This is a genomic window from Dyadobacter sp. CECT 9275, assembly GCF_907164905.1.
GTDB lineage: Bacteria > Bacteroidota > Bacteroidia > Cytophagales > Spirosomataceae > Dyadobacter > Dyadobacter helix.
This window is the reverse complement of the sequence record NZ_CAJRAF010000004.1, coordinates 258,807-280,360: the sequence shown is the minus strand read 5'-3', so window position 1 is coordinate 280,360 and position 21,554 is coordinate 258,807. Positions and strand designations below refer to the sequence as shown.

19 protein-coding genes are annotated in these 21,554 nt (G+C 45.4%); 6 read left to right on the top strand and 13 right to left on the bottom strand.

Annotated elements, in window-relative coordinates:
• The first annotated feature begins 2 nt into the window (after positions 1-2).
• Positions 3-389 carry a DUF2958 domain-containing protein gene (locus KOE27_RS26995; protein ID WP_215241974.1) on the top strand — a complete coding sequence of 129 codons (387 nt, stop codon included), beginning with the start codon at positions 3-5 and terminating at the stop codon, positions 387-389.
• A gap of 205 nt (positions 390-594) precedes the next feature.
• On the opposite strand, the gene KOE27_RS26990 is transcribed toward KOE27_RS26995, so the two are convergent.
• The 3 genes from KOE27_RS26990 to KOE27_RS26980 all read right to left on the bottom strand — a co-directional run bounded on the left by KOE27_RS26990 (position 595) and on the right by KOE27_RS26980 (position 2,786).
• Positions 595-1,518 (bottom strand): S1C family serine protease, encoded by a 924-nt coding sequence (locus KOE27_RS26990; protein WP_215241973.1) that lies wholly within the window; start codon positions 1,516-1,518, stop codon positions 595-597.
• 180 nt (positions 1,519-1,698) lie between these two features.
• Entirely contained in the window at positions 1,699-2,178 is a 480-nt protein-coding gene (locus KOE27_RS26985; RefSeq protein WP_215241972.1) for a Dps family protein, read from the bottom strand.
• Positions 2,179-2,300: 122 nt separating this feature from the next.
• A complete protein-coding gene (locus tag KOE27_RS26980; RefSeq protein ID WP_215241971.1) occupies positions 2,301-2,786 on the bottom strand; it encodes a TlpA family protein disulfide reductase in 486 nt (161 codons plus the stop codon).
• A 130-nt stretch (positions 2,787-2,916) separates the two neighbouring features.
• On the opposite strand from KOE27_RS26980, the gene KOE27_RS26975 reads away from it, so the two are divergent.
• The 4 genes from KOE27_RS26975 to KOE27_RS26960 all read left to right on the top strand — a co-directional run bounded on the left by KOE27_RS26975 (position 2,917) and on the right by KOE27_RS26960 (position 6,413).
• Positions 2,917-3,390 carry a response regulator transcription factor gene (locus KOE27_RS26975; RefSeq protein ID WP_215241970.1) on the top strand — a complete coding sequence of 158 codons (474 nt, stop codon included), beginning with the start codon at positions 2,917-2,919 and terminating at the stop codon, positions 3,388-3,390.
• Positions 3,391-3,495: 105 nt separating this feature from the next.
• Positions 3,496-4,014, top strand: a complete 519-nt coding sequence (locus KOE27_RS26970) for a DUF4199 domain-containing protein (protein ID WP_215241969.1) — start codon at positions 3,496-3,498, stop codon at positions 4,012-4,014.
• A gap of 206 nt (positions 4,015-4,220) precedes the next feature.
• Positions 4,221-5,081: a sugar phosphate isomerase/epimerase family protein gene (locus KOE27_RS26965; protein WP_215241968.1), complete on the top strand. Its 861-nt coding sequence runs from the start codon at positions 4,221-4,223 to the stop codon at positions 5,079-5,081.
• A gap of 66 nt (positions 5,082-5,147) precedes the next feature.
• The gene (locus tag KOE27_RS26960; protein WP_215241967.1) at positions 5,148-6,413 is read left to right on the top strand and encodes an NAD(P)/FAD-dependent oxidoreductase; all 1,266 of its coding nucleotides are present in this window, start codon (positions 5,148-5,150) and stop codon (positions 6,411-6,413) included.
• Positions 6,414-6,440: 27 nt separating this feature from the next.
• On the opposite strand, the gene KOE27_RS26955 is transcribed toward KOE27_RS26960, so the two are convergent.
• The 10 genes from KOE27_RS26955 to surE all read right to left on the bottom strand — a co-directional run bounded on the left by KOE27_RS26955 (position 6,441) and on the right by surE (position 20,546).
• Positions 6,441-7,022 carry a chemotaxis protein CheB gene (locus KOE27_RS26955; protein ID WP_215241966.1) on the bottom strand — a complete coding sequence of 194 codons (582 nt, stop codon included), beginning with the start codon at positions 7,020-7,022 and terminating at the stop codon, positions 6,441-6,443.
• A complete protein-coding gene (locus KOE27_RS26950) occupies positions 7,004-7,813 on the bottom strand; it encodes a CheR family methyltransferase (RefSeq protein WP_215241965.1) in 810 nt (269 codons plus the stop codon). The genes KOE27_RS26955 and KOE27_RS26950 overlap by 19 nt, the downstream gene beginning before the upstream one ends.
• 11 nt (positions 7,814-7,824) lie before the next feature.
• The gene (locus tag KOE27_RS26945) at positions 7,825-8,190 is read right to left on the bottom strand and encodes a response regulator (RefSeq protein WP_215241964.1); all 366 of its coding nucleotides are present in this window, start codon (positions 8,188-8,190) and stop codon (positions 7,825-7,827) included.
• Between the two features lie 54 nt (positions 8,191-8,244).
• Complete coding sequence (locus KOE27_RS26940; RefSeq protein ID WP_215241963.1) at positions 8,245-11,841, bottom strand: response regulator; 3,597 nt, start codon at positions 11,839-11,841, stop codon at positions 8,245-8,247.
• 25 nt (positions 11,842-11,866) lie between these two features.
• The gene (locus KOE27_RS26935) at positions 11,867-13,438 is read right to left on the bottom strand and encodes a hybrid sensor histidine kinase/response regulator (RefSeq protein WP_215241962.1); all 1,572 of its coding nucleotides are present in this window, start codon (positions 13,436-13,438) and stop codon (positions 11,867-11,869) included.
• Positions 13,439-13,733: 295 nt separating this feature from the next.
• Complete coding sequence (locus tag KOE27_RS26930; protein WP_229253006.1) at positions 13,734-14,351, bottom strand: hypothetical protein; 618 nt, start codon at positions 14,349-14,351, stop codon at positions 13,734-13,736.
• Between the two features lie 91 nt (positions 14,352-14,442).
• On the bottom strand, positions 14,443-15,621 hold the full coding sequence (locus KOE27_RS26925; RefSeq protein WP_310590084.1) for a THUMP domain-containing class I SAM-dependent RNA methyltransferase: 1,179 nt from the start codon (positions 15,619-15,621) through the stop codon (positions 14,443-14,445).
• 259 nt (positions 15,622-15,880) lie between these two features.
• The gene (locus tag KOE27_RS26920; protein ID WP_215241961.1) at positions 15,881-18,199 is read right to left on the bottom strand and encodes a DUF7133 domain-containing protein; all 2,319 of its coding nucleotides are present in this window, start codon (positions 18,197-18,199) and stop codon (positions 15,881-15,883) included.
• A 66-nt stretch (positions 18,200-18,265) separates the two neighbouring features.
• A complete protein-coding gene (locus KOE27_RS26915) occupies positions 18,266-19,564 on the bottom strand; it encodes an MFS transporter (protein ID WP_215241960.1) in 1,299 nt (432 codons plus the stop codon).
• A 244-nt stretch (positions 19,565-19,808) separates the two neighbouring features.
• On the bottom strand, positions 19,809-20,546 hold the full coding sequence (gene surE, locus KOE27_RS26910) for a 5'/3'-nucleotidase SurE (protein ID WP_215241959.1): 738 nt from the start codon (positions 20,544-20,546) through the stop codon (positions 19,809-19,811).
• A 91-nt stretch (positions 20,547-20,637) separates the two neighbouring features.
• Between surE and KOE27_RS26905 the strand changes: the two genes are divergently transcribed.
• Positions 20,638-21,531 carry a diacylglycerol/lipid kinase family protein gene (locus tag KOE27_RS26905; RefSeq protein ID WP_215241958.1) on the top strand — a complete coding sequence of 298 codons (894 nt, stop codon included), beginning with the start codon at positions 20,638-20,640 and terminating at the stop codon, positions 21,529-21,531.
• Positions 21,532-21,554: the final 23 nt, after the last annotated feature.

The following is a 21,554-nucleotide window of genomic DNA, read 5'->3' as shown; positions in this document are numbered from 1 at the left end:
GAATGGCAGCTATGATCCCCGACAATCTTAAAGAAATCATGATCCACAACGCCCAGGAAGTTCAGAATGGGCTGGGTAAGGATCATGAACCAGTTGTAAAGCTTCATTCCAGATACGGCAAGGCCATCTGGCTGTTGTCCGAACTGGACCCGGCCAACCAGATAGCCTTTGGGTTGTGCGATCTTGGTACCGGAACTCCCGAGCTTAGTTACGTATCCATTACAGACCTGGAGAGTATCAAACATGCTCGCCTGAAGGTACCGATGGTTGAAATGGATCAAGCGTTTGAAGGAAAATATCCCATGTCGGTGTACGTTGCTGCTGCCAAAATTTCCAAACGTATCACTGAAGATGATCAGATTCTTCGGAGGTTTTTGAGTTTGAGTTAAAAGTTGGCAGTTCACTGTAGGCAGTGATTTCAAGCTTACAGTAAGCGGGGAGGATAAGGATTTTTGGCTGATGTGGATAATACCTTCCAGGCATTTCCATTCTCCTTGAACTTCAAACTGCCAGCTGCCAACTCCGCACTGTAGACTGTTTACTTCAAACTGCATACTTCAAACTGAAAACTCAATATCGCAAACCGCCTCAGCCCTACTTCCTCTCCACCGGAACAACAATGAAATTGAGGAGCTCGGTATGGCGGATTACCGATATATTCTTTATGTCGAGTACCTCCTTGTGAGTCAGTTCTTTGAATAATTCGTTGGAACTGCTGATGGGTTTGTCATTGAACGATATGATGATATCTCCTTCCAGCAGTTGAGAGCGGGAGGCCGGTGAACCGGGCTCAATTTTGGTGATGAATATCCCTTTCCGGTTGCTCAGCTTATAGTGCTGGCGTATCTTTTCATTCAGGGCTACATCCTGAAGCTGCAAACCGAGGTAAGCTTTGAAAACCTTGCCGTCTTTGATAAGCTGACGGGCAATTTCCTTTGCAGTATTGATATCTACTGCAAAGCTGAGTCCCTGAGCACCTTGGATGACAGCGGTATTCACGCCTATGACTTCCCCGTCCGTATTGATCATCGGCCCTCCGGAATTGCCTGGATTCAAGGCGGCATCCGACTGGATGACATTATCCACCATCCGTCCCGACTGCGTCTGGAGTGTTCTTCCAAGGGCACTCACCACACCAGTTGTAACGGTATGCTGGTAGCCATAAGGGTTCCCGATCGCAATCACGAACTGCCCGATCTGTATCTGGCTTGCATCACCCAGCCTGGCAACGGAATAGCCCTGAGTATAAATTTTGAGGATGGCAATATCGGTATCGGGATCCTTGCCAATCAGTGTAGCTTCAATCTCATTTTCGTTGAGCAGGCTCACCATCATTTTTTCTGCGCCGTCTACCACGTGGCTGTTGGTAAAAATGTACCCGTCCGAAGAGAAAATAAAGCCTGAACCTGATCCAGCCGCGCGGAGTTTACCATCTATAGTTTTAAAAACGTCTATTTTAACCACCGCGTTTTTGGTTTTTTCTACCGCCCCGATGATCATCGTTGAAAAGGTATCCATGTTCTGTTATGTTTAGAACAGCAGTTCCTTTAAAAATATACCTATCGGTATTTGGCGTCAGATTGTCAGCCGGGAAGTAGTGATGTTGCCGAAATGGCAGAGATATGGACTGAGGGCTTATGAACATAAAAAAGCCACCCCACCGATAGCGGGATGGCTGTGTCCTGATTTTTGAAAATCTTACTTTTTGCCGGCAAATGAACGTAACATCCAGGTATTTTTTTCCTTGAACTGCATGAAACGGTTAACCATGTCGTTCGAACCATCGTCACCTGCTTTTTCAGTTGCCTCCAGAAGCTCTCTTTCCTGGCTGATCAGCTTTGCCATGTCGTCCAGAATGGCATCCACCATGTCCATGTCTTTCATGCCGATGGTATCTATTTCCTTTATGGCCGATTCACTGATATAGTCGGCAAAGCGGCTGTGGGGCGGTTTGCCCAAGGTGAGCACACGCTCTGCGATTTCGTCGATCGTCAGCTGTGCATTGGTATATAATTCCTCGAATTTTACATGTAAGGTAAAGAAATTCTGTCCCTTAATATTCCAATGACAACCTCTCAATTTCTGATAATGAATGTGATAATTGGCCAGGTAATCATTGAGAAGATCAACTACTGGTTTCACTTCCTTTTCGTTAAGACTGATAGCTTTCGCGTCCATAAAATTGAAGTTTTGAATAACAACTGAATTTCCGGTCCTGGTCAAAGTGACTCTGGAGCAGGTAACATCATAACCTGCAGAACAGCAAAAACCGTTCCCTTAAAACAGAAATCCAGGCCAGTTTATATCTGCTTCAAAGTATTGAAGATATCGGCATGTGGCTGTTCTCCTTCAAACGTCCTCACCAGGTTTCCCTTCTTGTCGTAAATGGCTATGTAAGGAAAGGAACGGATCTGATAATAACGCTGCACAACGTAAGAGGTACCTTCTGTGCCCACTTTGATGTTAGGATACTGGGCAAGTTTATATTGCGTTACAAAAGGTTTGAGCATGGTCATATCTTGGAAAGTTACCATAACTACCTGTTTATTAGCGACAACGGAATAATTTTTAACGAGGTCTTTAGTGAAATTCTGGCAATGCTCACAATCGGGAGAAAAGTAAATAAGTACCACCGGGCCCTTTGATAGCTGTGTAGACGCATACTGTTGCCCATTGGTCAGTTTAATCTGAAACGGTGCAATCGTTTTGGGGATAGGATGCTGCGCTTGAGAAACAGATGCCGCCGTGGTAACGAATAGCAGCAGGAAGACTAATTTTCTGGTCATAATTTAAATCTGATGAATCGGTTTGCAAGATATCATTCTTTTTAATAGCAACAGAGTGTAAAATACCGGTCCGCGGACTTCTGTTTTGAATTATCTGACTTTTACTCCGGTAACCGAACACTGCGCATAGATGAATTCAGGCTTTTTTTTCAGATATAAACAATCTATTCTTTACGGGCTTTCCCTTGCCCTTCTGCTGTTTTTGTTGAAATGGCTGGAACTGAGATTTGTTATTTACAGTCATGCACTGGAGATTTATGCAGGCGCCATTGCTCTTACATTCACAGGTTTAGGTATATGGCTGGCCCTGAAACTTGCCAAGCCCGCAACCAAAACGGTAGTTGTTGAAAAGGAAGTGGTTGTTCGGGCAGCAGATTCCTTCACGCTCCACGAGAAAGAAATAGCAGCGCGGGGTATCAGCAAACGCGAGCTGGAAGTGCTGGAATGGATGGCTGAAGGGCTGAGTAACCGGGAAATTGCAAGCAGGCTTTTTGTATCTCTCAATACTGTGAAAACCCACACTTCCCGCCTTTTTGAGAAACTGGAAGTAAAGAGCAGAATGCAGGCGGTTGAGAAAGCAAAGAGGTTGCAAATCATCCCCTAGCAGAGCATAAATATACTTGCTTTATGTAAAATCACCCTAAAGTATGATTCTCAGAAGCTGGGCATACCTGAAATTTGGAACCTGTTAACCAAAATAATCAAGGATATGAAAAAAAATATCATGGTCTGCGGACTGATCAGCGGCGCCCTTCTCGCAGGTATGATGGTGGCGTCGGTAACGGCATGTTATAACAACGACAATTTTGAGGATAACATGGTGCTGGGCTACGCCGCCATGATCCTCTCTTTTTCGTTGATATTCGTAGGTGTGAAAAATTACCGCGACAAGTATCAGCAGGGTATCATCAGTTTTGGAAAGGCCTTCCGGATAGGGCTGTACATTACTCTGATTGCCTCCTCAGTGTACGTGCTGGTCTGGCTGATCGATTATTATCTGTTCATTCCGGATTTTATGGACAAGTACACCGCACACGTTCTGCGGCAAAGCAAAGCGGATGGAGCCACCGCTGCGGAAATGAAGGCCAAAGCTGCTGAGATGATGAATTTTAAAGAAATGTACAAAAATCCCTTTTTTGTTGTGCTGATTACTTTTGCCGAGGTTGTTCCGATTGGCCTGGCGGTTGCGCTGGTCAGTGCTTTTATTCTTAAGAGAAAACAGGCGTAATCCTCAGTGATATGTAAGTTTCATGCGCATGGGCAATAAAAAAGACGGGAATTTTTGCCGTCTTTTTTATTGCCGCCTGTGGGGGGAACACTAAAAAACCGGCTTTCTCTGAAGGTAACTGATAATTTTGGTATTGATTTAGGTTTCCTTTGAATACCTTGCAGAAATGTAATTGATAGTACCTGTTCTAAACCTTTAATGTAATCATGATTAAGTTTTCATTCTTGCCCCTTGTGCTTTTACTTCTCAGTTTCCCCTCCCAAAGCCAGCATCATTCAAAAAAGACAGTAGCTTCCAAACCCGCAAAAGACTGGCAATTGGGTGTTGCCATGTATACCTTCCATACCATGTCCTACCCGGAAGCGCTGCATACAGTGGATAGCGCCGGATTAAAAGTGGTGGAGGCGATGACCTTTCACAGGGCAGGTGCCGCTCTTAAGGACAGTGCCATATCAAAACTATCGCCCTCTGGCATAGCTAAGCTTAGAAAAATGGCGGAGCAGAAAGGTATCAGGATTGCTTCGGTGTATATTGGCGGGGGAAAAACGGTGGAGTCGTGGAAGAAGGAATTTGAAATTGCAAAACAGCTTGGCGCGAAATTTGTAACCGCAGAACCGCCGGTCAGCATGTGGGACAGTATTGATAGCCTTGCGGGTGTTTACAAGATGAAAGTGGCTATCCATGAACATTGGAAAGGCGTAAGTGCTTACTGGCATCCCGACTCGGTGCTGGCGGCCATAAAGGACCATCCTAATTTCGGAGCCTGCACAGATCTGGGACATTGGCCAAAAAGCGGAGTGGATCCTGTTGAGGGTGTTAAAAAACTGGCAGGGCATATTGTGTGTGTACATTTAAAGGACATTGCGGAGTGGAACAACCCCAAGCTTAAGGATGTACGCGTCGGAACGGGAATTGTAGACTTTCCTGCGGTGTTTGCTGAACTCAAAAGGCAGGGCTTCAAAGGAAATATTTATATTGAACGTGATGCGGAAATTCAGCCCAGTAACTTACCCTCTGTCATTGAAACGGTTAATTATTATAATACCACTTTGAAAAAGCTGAAATAGTAAAGAGAGCAGGCTCTTATACTCCGGAATTTAAACTTACCACATCACACATTTTAACTGATTGGAATGAAAGTAGTCATTATAGGAGGAGGTTTTGCCGGGGTGAATTTATCCCTGGCACTCGCAAAAGACCGTCGGTTTGAGATTACCCTGGTTGATAAAAACAACTACAATTTTTTCCCTCCGCTCATTTATCAGGTGGCAACGGGCTTTCTGGAACCTTCCAGCATCAGTTATCCTTTCCGAAAACTTTACCGGGGAAAAGAGAATGTGTATTATCGCCTGGGCGAGTTACTGGAGATTAATCCCTTGGAAAACAAGGTTATACTGTCCAATGGTGAGCTGTCCTACGATTGTCTGGTTATTGCCACCGGGGCAGAAACGAGCTTTTTTGGTATGGAGAATGTGAAAAAGAATGCAATTGCCATGAAAACGCTCGACGATGCCATTGAAATGCGTAATAAATTGCTCCAGCAGATGGAAAAGGCAAGTATTTCAGACGATGAGGAGGATATCAGGAAGCGGCTGACGGTGGTGATCGCCGGTGGCGGGCCAACGGGTGTGGAATTATCGGGTATGTTTGCAGAAATGAGAAACGGAATCCTCAGAAAAGAGTATCCCGAACTGGTGGGTAAAGGAAGTGAGATATACCTGGTGGACGGAGGAGATGCCCTTTTATCTCCCATGAGTCTGCAATCCCAGAAAGATACCTACGACGATCTTCGGAAACTGGGCGTGCGAATCAGGCTGAAAACAAGAGTAACTGATTTCAAGGATGACGCCGTGGTACTTAGCAACGGGGATACCATCAAAACCAAGACGCTGATATGGGCTGCCGGTGTCAACGCCAGAAAGTTTGCCGGTTTGCCGGAAGAAAGTTATGGCCGTGCTAACCGCATGGTAGCCGACGCCTTCAATAAAGTGAACGGAACAGAAAATGTTTACGCAATAGGGGATACTTCCCTGTTACTTTCTGACCCCGCGTTCCCATTCGGGCACCCTCAGGTGGCTCAGGTGGCTATACAGCAGGGACGTAACCTCGCGGAAAATCTAAAAGCACTGGCTGACGGCAGGGAACAAAAACCATTTATTTATAAAGACAAAGGCTCCATGGCCATCATTGGACGTATGAAAGCTGTGGTTGACCTTCCTAAGCCTAAGGTACATTTTCAGGGTGTTATTGCATGGCTGGCCTGGTTATTTATCCACCTGATTTCGCTGATTACCTATCGTAACAGGGTCAGGACATTATACAACTGGATGATTGCGTACTTTACAAAAGACCAGTCGCTGAGGATGATCATCAAACCGACGGAGAAGAAAATCTTATAAAGAAGATTGAAGCAATGGCGTTTGGTATCAAAGGGTATTGAGGAAAATGATCAGATTCGCAACATCCAGGATTTTGTCGATATTTTCATGATCTATGGCATATTGCGGCATCATAGGCATTTGGGCACTTTGCGGGTCCTGTACAATGGTCATCCCGCCGTAATGCTTCACTGCATGCAGGCCTTTGGTACCGTCGTCATTTGCACCAGATAAAAGCACGCCAATGAGGCTCCGGCCATATACCTGTGCGGCAGATTCAAAAGTAACGTCCAGGCTTGGTCGGCTAAAATTCACCTTTTCCGAATGATCCAGGGAGAATATGCGGTTGTTTTCGATGAGGACGTGATAGTCTGCCGGCGCAAGGTAGATGTTGCCCGGAATAATCGGATCTTTGTCTTCTATTTCTGTCAGTGTGTTCAGCGTTTTAGAGCCCAGAAGTTCGGATAGTGAGGACTCTGCATTGTATTTGCGATGCAGCACGATGATCAGTGCGAAATCGTGATCCTGCTTTAATTTGGGGAGAATTTCAAACAGCACGGCAAGGCTGCCCGCGGACCCACCAATTACAACGGCTTCACACTTTGGCGTAATCATACTATTTTCTTCCATATTTTTTCTCGGTTCAGCTGTTTAAACCTGTTCTGAACAGCTGAAAATTTCAGCGTTTCTTTGGATCCCAAAGCCAGGTAGCCCAGGGAAGAGAGGCTGTCATCGAAGAGCTTAAGCACCCGATCCTGAAGGTCCTTGTTAAAATAGATCAGTACATTCCGGCAAAGTATAAGATCGAATTCATTAAAAGAACTATCGGAAACCAGGTTATGTGTTGAAATGATAATTTTTTCGGACAGTTCATCATTCAGTTTGGCCTGGCCGTAATTGGCTGTGTAATAAACCGAAAAGTCAAGCTGCCCACCAGATTCCATATAGTTTTCGGAATACTGTTTCATTTGGTTCAAAGGAAATATGGCTTTTCTGACTTTCTCCAGAACTGAAGGGTTAAGGTCCGTAGCATAAATCAGCGATTTTCTCAGCAGTCCGGCTTCTTTCAGGAGTATGGCCATAGAATAGACCTCCTCACCGGTTGAGCAGCCCGCATGCCATATTCGTATAAAAGGCTTGGTTCCCAGGATGGGAAGAATGTCATTTCGCAGCGCCTGGTAGAACGACGGGTCACGGAACATTTCTGTTACGTTTACGGTAATTTCTTCTACAAAGTATTTAAGATAATCTTCATCCTTACAGACCTTGTACCGCAGCTCCGCAAAGCTGGGGAATTTATTGAGCGTAAAGATCCTGTTGATACGCCGTTTCAGTGAAGCACGCGCATAACTGGTAAAGTCATACCCGTAAAGCCTGAATACATCGTCCAGTAGTATGTCTATTTCTTCCTCCTCAATCATGGGTCGTGGCGTTAAACGGTTTCCAAAAGAGCCAGAAGTTTATCTACATCGATCGGTTTGGAAATGTAATCATCGGCACCGGCTTCCAGGCACCTTTCTTTATCTCCAACCATAGCCTGTGCGGTAACGGCAAATATGGGAGTATTCTTCCTTCTTTCAATATTTTTTATCAACGGAATGGCTTCATAACCGTCCATTTCAGGCATCATCATATCGATCAGGATGGCATTAATGGTTTCATCCGTTTTCAATAATTCCAAAGCTTCAATTGCTCCCGGGCGAGATATACAGCTGTAAGACTTAGATTTAAGGGTGGCGGTCAGGGCAAAAATATTACGGGCGTCATCATCAATGATCAGTACTTTTTTTGAGTTCATGAGGGGATCGTTTAAAAAGGTCAGAATGAGAGATGATCAGCAAAAGGAAAATGTTTATTTTTCATAGAGCCAGACCCTTAAAAGTGAGACCAGTTGGTCAATATCTACTGGTTTGGTAATATAGTCAGAAGCGCCTGCATTAATACACTTTTCCCTGTCGCCGGTCATAGCCTTGGCTGTTACCGCAATGACAGGCAAGGTTTTCCATACGGGGTTGGCTCTGATCTGCCGGGCTGTTTCGTAGCCGTCCATTTGTGGCATCATCATATCCAGCAGTACTACGTCAATTTCAGGAGTTTGTTTTAATTTTTCAAGAGCTTCCTTGCCATCCAGGGCCGTAATAACGTTCATTTTATAGTTTTCCAACGATTTGGTCAGAGAGAAAATATTACGCACATCATCATCCGCCACCAACACTGTTTTGTTGTTCAGGATATCCCCCAGAGCGCCCAGCTTGCGGTAGTCGCCTTTGGTACTTGCTGGCTTTTTATTTTCTTCAACTACATGTAAAAACAGGGAGACTTCGTCCAGCATACGCTGATAGGAGTGCGCCGTTTTTAAAATGATCGAATCGGCATATTGTTTGATCCGGTATTCTTCATTGATAGACAGACTTTTACCCGTGAAAATGATAATGGGTATATGCTCAAAATCAGGTGTCTTTTTGACTTCCTCGAGCATTTGGTACGCTTGCTGGTCGGGGACGCCCATATCCAGGATCACACAGTCCACTTCGTTTTCCCGAAGCGCCTGCAATCCATCTGATATATTATCCTTTAGCTCCGAATTAATGTTGAAAGTACCAAGGAAATAAGCCAGTGCGCTGGCATGCTTTGAGTTATCTTCAACGATCAGGACTTTCTTGGACTTACGGCTTATGACATATTCAATTTTCTCAAATATTTCTTTCATACGATCAGGCGCCACAGGTTTGTCAATAAAATCAACGGCACCTTTCAGCAAACTTTCATTTTTCATGCGGTGCGACGACATAATATGTACCGGTATATGCCGGGTAGCAGGATTTTCCTTCAGCCTATCCATTACTTCCCAGCCGCTCAGTATCGGCAGCTGCAGGTCAAGCAGGATTCCTATTGGCTTAAATTCTTCCGCCAGCTGCAAGCCTTCGTCACCACGGACAGCTACAATACCCTTGTAACCTTTTTTCCTGGTATAATCCAGCAATGATTTAGCGAAGAAGGTATCGTCTTCAACAATGAGGATCGTTTTATCCGTTTCCAAGATCGCGTTACGGTCATCAGGGATACTTTCAGGTACTACCGAGCTGATGTATTTCAATGCATCTTCTGTTCCGGTATTTTCGCTGATATCGGTGTAGTTAGTCATGAAATTCTGAACCGGATGATGGTGGCTTACCGACTTGCGGACCGGTAAAAACAAGGTAAATTCGCTGCCTTGGTTGATTTCACTTTTCAGATGAATTTCGCCTCCGAGTAATTTAACCAACTCCCTGCTGATGGAGAGGCCAAGTCCCGTACCGCCGTATTTTCTCTTCGTTGAACCGTCGGCTTGTTGAAAGGCCTCGAAAATCAGCATTTGCTTTTCAGGAGCAATACCTATACCTGTATCCTTTACAACAAACTCGATAAAATCGGGACGCGTTGGGCTGTTGCGGATATCCATGGTGACTGATCCCTTGGAGGTGAATTTAAGGGCGTTTGACAGCAGGTTCTTAATCACCTGTTCCAGCCGCATCTTGTCTGTCTCCACAACGGATTTTACGGAGGGCTCGAGATGGAAATTCAGTTCAATACCCTTTTCCCTGGCAACTGGCGAAAACATGGCCTGCAAACCCCTGCTCACTTCTTTCAGGTCAACATTGGTATATTCAAGTTCCATCTTTCCTGCTTCTATCTTGGAAAGGTCAAGGATTTCATCGATAAGCCCCAGCAGTCCGTTTCCCGAGGAGTTAATAACCGATGCATATTCGATCTGGTCAGCCGAAAGGTTCTTTTCGTCATTTTCGGCGAGCAGCCTGCTCAGGAGCAATATGGAGTTAAGCGGCGTTCTGAGTTCATGTGACATATTGGCCAGGAATTCAGATTTGTAGCGGGTGGTTATTTCCAGCTCTCTTGCCTTGCTCTGGATTTCCATGTTTTTCTCTTCCAGTAGCGTACTTCTTTCTTCCAGCTCTTCGTTGGTTTGCTGAAGTTCCTCCTGTTGTACCCGTAATTCTTCATCAGAAGCCTGTAGCTTTTGAGATTGTGCCTCCAGTTCAGAATTGAGGTTTTCCAGCTCATTGTGCTGCGCCTGAAGCTCCTCGGCCTGCGCCTGCGTTTCTTCCAGGAAATTCTGTAATCTCGAGTAATCCAGAGCAGCGTTTAAACCAATGGCTATAGCTTCCTGATTATCTTTTATAAACTGTATTTCCAGCTCAGACGGTTCGTTCAATAAACCTATTTCGATGACCCCGATGCATTCATGAGCGTAAATTAACGGTATAATCATCACCGTACGAGGGTGGGTAGTACCAAGGGTGGATGTGATATGTACATAATTTTCAGGCAAATTGTTGACAATCAGCAGTTGTTTGCTTTCGATGGCCTGTCCCGCCAGGCCATTACCTGCGTATACATACCGCGGGGCATCGCTGTTGGCATACGCCGCCGTTAGCTTGTAGTGATAGTCATTGTCAATGATATATAAAGTCCCTAATGGCGCATTTAAATAGGATGTAAGAGAATTCATCAGGTTGGCGGACAGGCGTTCCAGGATTCTTTCACCCCGCATGGCCTCACTCACGTGAAGAGTACCCGTTTGCAGCCAGTTACGTTTTTCAAGATCTGTAAAGGTTTTTTCCAATTCTCCTGCCATGGTATTGAGCGCGCTGGAAATCCTTCCGAGCTCATCGTCCAGCGTATCCTTACTCCTTATGTTGTAATTTCCGGAGGCAATCTGTCTGGTAACACCTTCCATCAGATTAATCCGGTTTTTGGTTTGGGTATAGAGTTCCTCTGCCTCACGTTCTTTTTCAATTCTTTTGTCAATATCCTGTTTGATCCTCAGGAAAGAAACAATCGTGATCAGTATGGAGATAACGGCCGCAACGATCATGAAAAATGGAGTGTACACAATGTAGGTCTGCTGTTCGCTGAGCCTGCTCTGAAGCATTCGGTTTTCTTCATCTTTGACTTCATTGATCATCAACCGCAGGTCATCCATTATTTTTTTTCCGAAAAGCATTTCCCTGCTCCGAAGTTCTGTGTTCTTCGTCAATGCAGGATCTTTCTTGGCAATATCAATAACCCGCTGCATCTGGGCATATCTGGCCTCGTATCTTTCCTTCATGGGAACCAGTGTTTTCTGCTGCAACTTATTGTCCAGGGTCAGTCGCACCAGATTGTTGTATGCTTTGGTTACGCGGGAATAGGATCCTTCATAAGGCTCCAGAAAGGAGGGGTTCATGGTAATAAGGTATCCGCGCTGACCCGTTTCGGCATCTTTCAGATGTGACATGATATTTTCGGCCTCCAGTAACACTTCGTGGGTGTGGTTAACGAGTTCGGAATTCTTGATCAGCTGCCGGGTACTGTAAAGCGATGCAATAAGGCTGGTAAGCAGCAGCACGACCGACGCAGCAAATACTACTTTGAGTTGTTTAATGATGTTCTGGGAAGCTTTCTTTGTCATTTTATCGTTTCTGGTTCAGGATCTGTTATTCTTGATTTTGCTTTACAGGTAGGATTATGATGAAGGTAGCGCCTTCATTTTCAGTACTTTGAGCCGTTATGATTCCGTTATGTTTATCAATTATTTTTTTTGCAATGGCTAGTCCTATACCGGTTCCTTCATAGGCACTGAGATTATTGAGCCTCTGAAAGATCACAAAAATTCTGTCCAGGAATTTTTCGTTAAAACCTATGCCGTTATCACTCAGGCTGATCCGGCAATAGTTACCCGTAGCGGACGGAGGGGAGTCTATGGATTTATCCTCAGTCAGACAGGCCCGGATCGTAATCTGGGGTGGGATGTTTTCCCTCGAGAATTTGAGCGCATTGCTGATCAGGTTTTGGAAAACCTGTCTGATCTGGCTTGGTATGGTTTCAATTACCGGTATGGGATCAACGATTATACGGGCTTGCTTCTCCAGGATCGTTTCATTAAAATCCTCCAGTAACTCTCTGAATATGTCGTTGATACTGGTTTCCTGAAATTGGGCGGAAACGGAAAGTCTCGAATAGTCCAGCAGGTCGCTGATCAAAAGGGCCATCCTGGCCGAAGCGCCTATTGATCTGTCCAGATATGACATAGCCTCTTCGTTACCCGCCAGGAACTTATCTCTGATCAGCGTATTAAAGGTCTGGATCTTGCGAAGTGGTTCTTTGAGATCATGTGATACGACCCATGCAAACTGCTGCAGTTCATGGTTAGTGGTTTCGAGTTCCGAATTTTTAGTCAAAAGTTCACTGGTACGCTGCGCCACTTTATTTTCCAGTACTTCGTTGGCCATCTTTTGCTGGTTAATGTCCGTAAAAGTACCTACCCAGCGAACCACTTTACCGCTCTGATGTATCGGAATAATTTTAAGCAGGAAATAGCGGTATTCTCCGGTTCTGACATCTTTGAGCCGGGCCTCGTTGATATATTCCACGCCAGCGATAAAACTTTTTTTCCATAAATCCCAGGATTCGTCATCGGGATGCGTCTCAGGAAACGTCCCTACACTATCAGAGTATGTGAACCAATGTTGGTTTGCAAATTCTACCCGGCCGTCGGTACCAACGGTGAAGGCGATCTGGGGTAAGGATTCAAGTACGAACTGAAGATCCTGCATCCGTTCATTAAGTCCTTTTTCGGCTCTTTTCCGAATTTCTATCTCCTGTTGCAACTTTGCTTGGGTAGCCTTAAGCTCCTGCTTTTGTTCGAATAATTTAAAGAAGGATTTGACCTTCAAAAGCAGTATGTCAGGGTCTACCGGTTTGGTGAGGTAATCAATTCCTCCAGATTCGTACCCTCGGGTAATGAATTTTTTTTCGGTATTGACGGCTGACAGAAAAATGATGGGGATATCCTTGGCTTTGCTATAGCCTGAAATGGTTTCTGCCACTTCGAAGCCGTCCATTCCCGGCATTTGTACATCCAGGATAATGACGGAATAGTTGTTCTGAAGAATTTTCCTTAGTGCTTCCTCTCCCGATGTGGCACTGTCGGTAAGGAAATGATGTAATTCCAGTATTTTCTTGAGCGGTATAATATTTTCAGGTCTGTCGTCAACTATTAGAATCATAATTGTGAAAAATCATTAATCATTAATCATTGTAAAGGGTTGTTACATCACCTGACAGAACGGTATTTCTGAAATTACACACGGGCGAAAACGAGGGATGTCTACACAAATTTTTGCAAAAATTGTGCCTCGAGGTGTAGCTGGCTAGTAAATTTTATAATTCAGTGATATGGCGGTCAGTAGCAAGTGCCAGTGGCCGGATCGCCCAGGGAGCGGCAATCATGCTGTGACAAATTATCTACTCAACGGCTAATGATGTGGGGATTTTTTTCCCTGCAAGTTGAAAACAGCGTTGTTATTCCAGATTACGGATCTTGATCCTGATATTCTGCGGAGCGGGTTCATCGCCTCCAAAATAGGGGAGTAACTTGTAGGAAACACCAACACCACCACTGCAATGACGGGGCATGATGGTTTCCGTACCGTTCAGATTAAAGACATAGGAATTGCCGGAAGTACTCAGTTTAAAACTACTGGGCTGGCCAATCTCAATTACACCGAGTTCCTTTGCCGAACGCAGGCCATCCACATAGATGTAGGCGTAAATGTGCAGGGCGTTGTTCTGCCAGTTCCAGCCGAAACGGGCACTGTTTACCTGATGCTGTGAGCTGCAGTCTGAGAAACCCATAAGCTTATTGATGTCATACTGATTTTCAGGAATAACAGTTTTGTAAATACAGGAGCTATCAAAAACGGCCTGAAAACGCATGGAACTGGCAGTGAAGATTGAACTAATATTGTTTTCAACATCATGAGAGCCAGCCTTAATGTCATAAGTAACATAGTCGTCACCAAAACTTGGGGAGTTACCGAGCCAGTCGCAGGAAAGGAGCATAAGCGCCGGTACCAAAAAGGTAAGGCATTTCAGCAGGGGAGCATATACAGGTGCCAGCGGTGTTTTGAAGAGGATCATAATTTTGCAAAGCCGTTGCCAATTTAACGACTGAGCCGTAAAAATCTGTTATATCATCCCTGGTTTTAGTTTTTTATTTCGGAACAGCAAACTAATCAACCGGTTTTTCTGCCTTGCTGCCTGCGTAAAGCTCATATTCCAGTAAGCGGCAGTCAATTTTACCCGTAAAGAATTCTATTCGGCGCTTTGCTTTTAATCCTATTTTTTTGGCAAGATCCAGGTTCCCGGTGAAAATATAACCATAATAACCGCCGCATTTTTTTTTCATGAAATCGCCCATTTCACGATATGTTTCTTCTAACTCGCTGCTGGAACCGAGTCGTTCACCATATTCAGGGTTCATAAAAACCACTCCGTTTCCATTTTCCGGTATGTATGTCTCCCGAAAATCGCATACTTCAAATTTTATGAGGTCTGCCACCCCGGCAGCTATTGCATTTTTACGCGCATTGGAGATCGCCTCTTCGTCGTGATCCGTAGCTACAATCAATTGGTCTACTATTTCAACTATTTGATTTTCAACTAAATCCATTTCATTGTAATAAACCTCGGCATCATAGCCGTTCAGGTGCATGAAGGCGTAGTCGGCCCGGTGTACACCAGGTTTGGTATTGGTGGCCAGCAGTGCGGCTTCAATGGCAAGCGTGCCGGAGCCACACATAGGATTTATGAAGGGTGTTTTCCTGTCCCATTTACTGGCCAGGATCGTTGAAGAGGCCAGGGCTTCCAGCATGGGAGCTTTGCCGGGTATTTTACGGTATCCGTGTCTTGCGAGCGATTCACCGGAGGTATCCAGGAAAATTTCAGCGTCTTCTTCATTCCAGTAAAGATGAACAACCGCGCCGGTGAGATCCGACCCCGTGGAAGGCCTGATACCTTTCTTATTGCGTATCCGGTCTACGATAGCATCTTTCACCTTCACATTGGCAAACATGCTGTTACTGATGGTGGGATTACGGACATTACTGGTTACTGAAAAATATCCTTCTTCTGGCAGGATATTTTCCCATTCCAGCCGGGCCAGATAATTATATACCGCATTGGCGTTGGTTGCTTTAAAAGTTCCCAGGCTATATAGTACCTGGCTCGCACAGTTCAGGTTAAGATTCAGGCGGATGCAGTCGTTGAGTGTAGCCCTGATTTTGACACCTGTTACGAAGGTCTGAATGGGCTTGAAACCAAGTTCGGAAACTTCTTTTTCCAGATAAGGAGCATGCCATTTATGGCAGGTAATGGTAACCGACGCGGGCGACTGAAAACTAAACATCATATTCTTGAGTTAAACCCTTTTTACCTAAGGGCTTGCAAAGGTAGTGATTTTCGGATAGGCAGTTTTCGGCAGGCAGTATGCAGTTCAGAGTTCGCAGTTTTGAGTAGGCGGTTTACAGTAGGCGGTATGCAGTTTTGAGTGGGCAGTTGCAAGTATGCAATAAGCAGTAATATTGAGTTCGCAGTCTCACTGTTTACTGTAAACTCAATACTGTGAACTGCGGACGGACGACCGCCCACGGAAACCGCCTACCGAAAACCTACCTCCCGTTAAGCTCTGCCTCTGTAAATGCTTTCTCACGACCACTGAGCTGCGTTCGTTTTTTTGAAACTTCGATTGTGGAGACGGTTTCGGCATTATTCCTCCACGACTTACGGATATAGCTGAGCAACTGCGCGATATCTTCGTTTGGCATATCTTTATCGTAACCTATGCCTGGCATATCCCCGCTTACTTCGGGGGTTTGATACAGATGTCCGTTCACCTTAACCGGGCCGGTTAATCCAAACAGTACAATGGAAATCAGCTTGTCCTTACTTCCCGTTACCCATTCCGACTGGTTCAGAGGCGGGCCCAGTGACTTTACACCGTTGCCGTCGGCTCCGTGGCAGGTCTGGCAGATGGACGTAAACAAAGCTTCTCCTTTGGGGAACTGTTTTTTGAGTACTTCGGGGTTTCTGTTTGCTTTGGCATTATTGGCAGTTGCAATAGCTTTTCTAAGTTGTCTGTGAATGCTGGAGGTAGTATCTTTTACCGAAGCGGAAAGTTCATGCGTAAACTGCTCCTCCTGATCCTGCAGCGTGCTTACAATGGCGTCTGCTACATATCCGTTTTTGGGATATGCCGAAGCCAGTTTTACCAGTAACCGTTTACCTTCGCGCTGATCAAATTCCTGGATATATTTTGCCAAAAATCCTATATATGGTGCTGCCAGGGTATCTTTTGTATCGATTAATTTGTCCAGTGAAGCAGTGATCCTGCTGTGGTTGGTTGCATCCATAACAGACGGAACCATGCTCAGGCCCTGCATACGCGTGTGCCAGCTTTGCTTCCCAATGGTTGTAATTACCTCGTCTGTAGTAAGTTTGCCAAGTCCTTCAAGCGTCCACAAAGCGTGTAGCGCGAGTAATTCGTTGTCGGTCTGAGCCGCTGCCGCCTTTAATTCAGGCACTAGCTGTAGGTACTTTCTGTCAATAATATTTTGCTGGGCTTTGTCTCTTATCCATCCGTTGGCATGGCCAAGAAGTTTCAACAGTTGCTGAGGGGAATCAGGCAGGGTAACTACAGCAGAAGTTTTATTTTTAGGCACGACTTTGTAAATACGTCCGGCTGACAAAGGCTGCGTTAGCCCCCGCTTGCCGATCTCCCCTTTGAGATAGGGCGTCAGATAAGTCTTGTGCTGGATAATTCCCCGGTACATATCCAGAATGTACAGCGCACCGTCAGGAGCGTTGTAGAGGCTCACTGGTCTGAAACGCTCGTCGGTACTGGCAATAAATTCCTTTCCCTTGTAGGCTTGTTCTCCTTTTACGACATAACCGTTTTCTCTAATGATATTTCGCTTGATCAGGTTAGCAGACGGCTCAGGAACGAAACCGTTAAAATCAAAATCTTTGCCAAAAAGATCACCCCGGTAAATGACCGGACCCGCAGCGGCTGTAAAGTTGTTGAGCTTGAGGCTGTCATTGAGGACATTTTTCATGTAGCCACGGTTCACTCCCGGTGTTGGCCGCAGAGGATATACCTTGTTGTTGGCCACTGTTTTTTCATTGAAGCCGGCAACACCCCGTTGATTTTTATTCCAGGCCCCAAGCCCCGGCGAGAAATAATCACCCAGCAGGTTTTGTGAGTTATTGTTATAGTAAAGGTGTCCATAATTATCCTGGCAAATGCCCCACTGTCCGCGGAAATGGGTGCTTTCGATCAGCCATTTGTTACCCTGTTTTCGGTATCTTTTGGTAGATTTGGCATTATAGATCCAGTTATCCATTGCGCGCAGCAACCCATTGGGCTGATGTTCCACATTACCTCCCTCGGTATATTGAGGATCGACCAACTCTCTTTTTACGACTTTATCATTCTTTAATTCATAAAACCAAAGGTTGGTTGGCTCAGCCACAAGTATACCGTTTTCAATCAGGCAGATGGCCCTGGGAAGTACCAGTGAATCTATAATTACCTTTCGGTCGTCATACACGCCATCCTTATTTTTATCATCAAGCAGCACAATATTTCCGTTAGGGACATCCTCACCAGTTCCGATGGTATCAGGCATATATCCGGTCATTTCAACTACCCACATTCTTGCCTGATCGTCAAAAAGCATTGCCACGGGTGTGCTTACCAAAGGTTCGGACGCAACGAGTTTTATTTCAAAGCCATCCGCTATGGCAATCCTTTTCATAGACTCCTCGGCGGTCAGAAACGGCGACTTACTCAAGTCGACCGCTTTTTCCGGTGCGGGCGTATCTGAGGCAGAGGTGATGGTGCTACTGGAAGAGGTTTGTTTGTTTGTTTTACAATAAAACAGTGTAAACGATAGGGTAAGGAAGAGAACCGGATAACGTAACCTTTTCATTCTGAATAATAACTAGCTGAATTTGTTTAGGAAAACTGCAAAATCTGCAGGGGCAAAGGTACTATATTAATTCTTTAACGCTTCTTCGACCGGTTTCATATTTGACGTCAGGAAATGAATGATGAGCCAAGCCACAAAATAGGCCAGACCGCATATCACAAAAAGAATGTTGTAACCAGCGCCAATGTTGCCCACCTCTTTGTAATGGTCGAGCAGGGCACCTACTACCAGGGGGAAAAGTGTGGAACCGATAGAACCTGCCATGCCGCCAATACCAACGACCGAACTCACTGCTCGTTTGGGGAAAATATCGGAAACAATAGTAAAGATGTTGGCACTCCAGGCCTGATGTGCGGCTGTTGCAATACTGATGATGCCCACTGCAACCCATACATCCGTTGCAAATTTGGCCAGTATAATGGGTAAAACAGCAAATGCTACAATCAATAGTGTTGTTTTGCGGGCCTTCAGGGGAGCCCAGCCTTTTTTAATGAGCAGCGATGACAGATATCCGCCCCCAATGCTGCCAAATGTAGTTGCAGTATAAACGATCGCCAGCTGAAGGCTTGGCTTTTTGAGATCCAGCGAAAATGTGGTTGCGAAATAGGAGGGAAGCCAAAAGAGAAAAAACCACCAGATAGGATCGGTGAGCAGTTTTCCGATAATAAATACCCAGGTTTGTTTCAGCCCGAGGAGGACCGTCCATTTGATAGGCTTTGCATTTTCCTGTCCCGCCGACTCATTGTCACTATGGATGTAAGTAAATTCTTCCTGAGAGATTTTTTTGTGCCGGGAAGGAACTTCGTAAAACAGCCACCAGAATATCAGCCAGATAAAGCCCAGTGCTCCGGTGATCAGGAACGCTTCCTGCCAGCCATAAGAGCCTAGCAGCCAAGGTACCATAATGGGTGCTACCACCGCACCGATGCTTGTTCCTGAGTTGAAGATCCCTGTGGCCAGGGCGCGTTCACGCTTGGGGAACCATTCGGCAGTAGCTTTTACTGCAGCCGGGAAGTTTCCCGCTTCACCCAGGCCAAGGAGCGCTCTGACTGCTCCAAAACCCATAGTACCTTTCACAAAGGCGTGTAAAACCGCAGCAATACTCCAGATAATGATGGATATGGAATAACCAAGTTTGGACCCTATTTTGTCGATAATATTACCGAAAACGATATATCCAAGTGCGTAACACCCGGCAAAAACCATGACTATATTAGCATAATCCGTTTCGGTCCAGTGAAATTCTACCTCCAGTGTGGGCTTAAGAAGACCAAGAATTTGTCTGTCGATGTAGTTGATTGTGGTGGCAAAAAATAAAAGTGCACAAATGACCCAGCGGTAATTTCCGTTAGTGGCTTGTTTCATGATAAGGGAAAATCGGTTTCTTGGGATTCAGGTTGAAAATGTCTTTCATGGCATAAGACTACATTTTGGCCTATCTACCCCTTAAAATAATTGTCGGCAGTTAAACTTTCAAAGGAGAAGTGGCTGGCCGGGGACAAAAATAAATCCCGTTTCATACCTAAAGTGCATGAAACGGGATGGTTAGCGATACCTTAATGAAATGGCAAAAAAACAGGCCACCGGAATAAGAACCGTTTCCGGCAGGTCAGGAGACCGGGTATTTAAGCAGCGCCTTTGCCAGTTCCGCTTCATTGGTAAGATCCAGACGAAGCGGTGTGATGGATACGAAATCATTTTCAACGGCCCAGCGGTCAGTTCCCTCTTCTGATGGTTCCAGGGGTATAACAGTAAACCAGTAGTGTTTCCTGCCCATGGGGTCCAGGCCGGGTTCTATTTTGTTGTCATACAATCGGACCGACTGCCTGGTCCATCTCACCCCGACAGGTTGATGCGGGAAATTTACATTGATCAGATTCAGATCGGGATTCTTTAGAAGTATCGAGAGCGTTTGCTCAATGAATCGGTCCAGCGCTTCAAAGTCTGGTTCCACCTTGCCTACCGGGGTACTCAGCGCAATCCCTTTCATGCCAAACAAAACTGCCTGTTTGGCTGCTGCCAATGTCCCCGAATGCCACATGGCATTCCCCAGGTTAGGCCCCATATTGATGCCCGAAAGCACCACATCAGGTTTGTCCCATAAATGTTGCCCAAGGGCCACGCAATCGGCCGGAGTCCCGTTGACACGGTAAGCGTCAATACCTTCGAACGTTATGGGTGATTTTTTGTAAGACAAGGGTCTTGACGCAGTTATGGCATGTCCCATGGATGATTGTTCCACGTCCGGGGCTACAATTTTTACTTCACCAAACCGGGTTGCAATCTTGGCCAGTGCCGCAATGCCCGGGCTGTATATACCGTCATCATTTGTTACCAGAATTTTCATAGGCTTGTTGTTTGACGCAAAAGCCAATAAAATTATGCCTGGTATGTTTTTAATAGTCTGACAGCAAATGTTGTTAATCCTCGAAAAATTTATGCTAAAAACCAATTTGTTGCATAATCCAAATGCCGGAGAAGAAGACTTTACAGAAAAGGAATTGGTCCGGCTGATCCGTAAGGAAGGTTTTGAATGTACTTATTCGTCTGTGAAACAAGAGGGCTGGGACGAGTTTGATGACCGCTGTGACTTTCTGATCATTGCGGGAGGAGACGGCACGGTGCGAAGGGTAAGTAAAGCACTTGTGAAAAGAAAACTTCTGCAAAAGCAATTTCCGCTGGCCATACTTCCGCATGGCACTGCCAATAATATTGCGGGGGCATTGTCGGTAAAGGGTGAGCCCAAAGATATAGTAGCATCGTGGAAGTCCGGGAAAAGGCATCGGTTTGACATAGGCAAGGTACAAGGTACGCCTGACGAAATGTTTTTCCTCGAGGGAATCGGATTCGGCGTTTTTTCCAAGCTAATCAAAGTAATGGAAAAGTTTGATAAAGAACTTGCCAACGATGTAGATGAAAAAATCAAGGCAGCAAGGGCGGTTTTCTATGACGTCGTAACTTCTTATGAGGCCAGGCAGTGCAGGATTATAGCAGATGGTTCCGACCATTCGGGGAAATACTTGCTGGTGGAGGTCATCAATACACCTTCAGTGGGCCCCAACCTCATTCTGGCTAATGGAACCGATACCGGCGATGGCGAGCTGGAAGTGGTGTTGGTCCCTGAGGAGCACCGGGGTAAGCTGGAACAGTATCTGTTAGCGCTCATCAATGGTACCGACATGAAACCTTCATTCACCACGATTAAGGCCAAGCATATCACTATTTTATGGGAGGGAAGGGATTTACATGTAGACGACGAAAGGATAAAACTTGATAAACCGGTCGAAATCAAAGTGGATGTTCTTCCGGGCGTGCTGGAATTTATGATCTGATTGTTCTGAGAAGTGTCTTGATA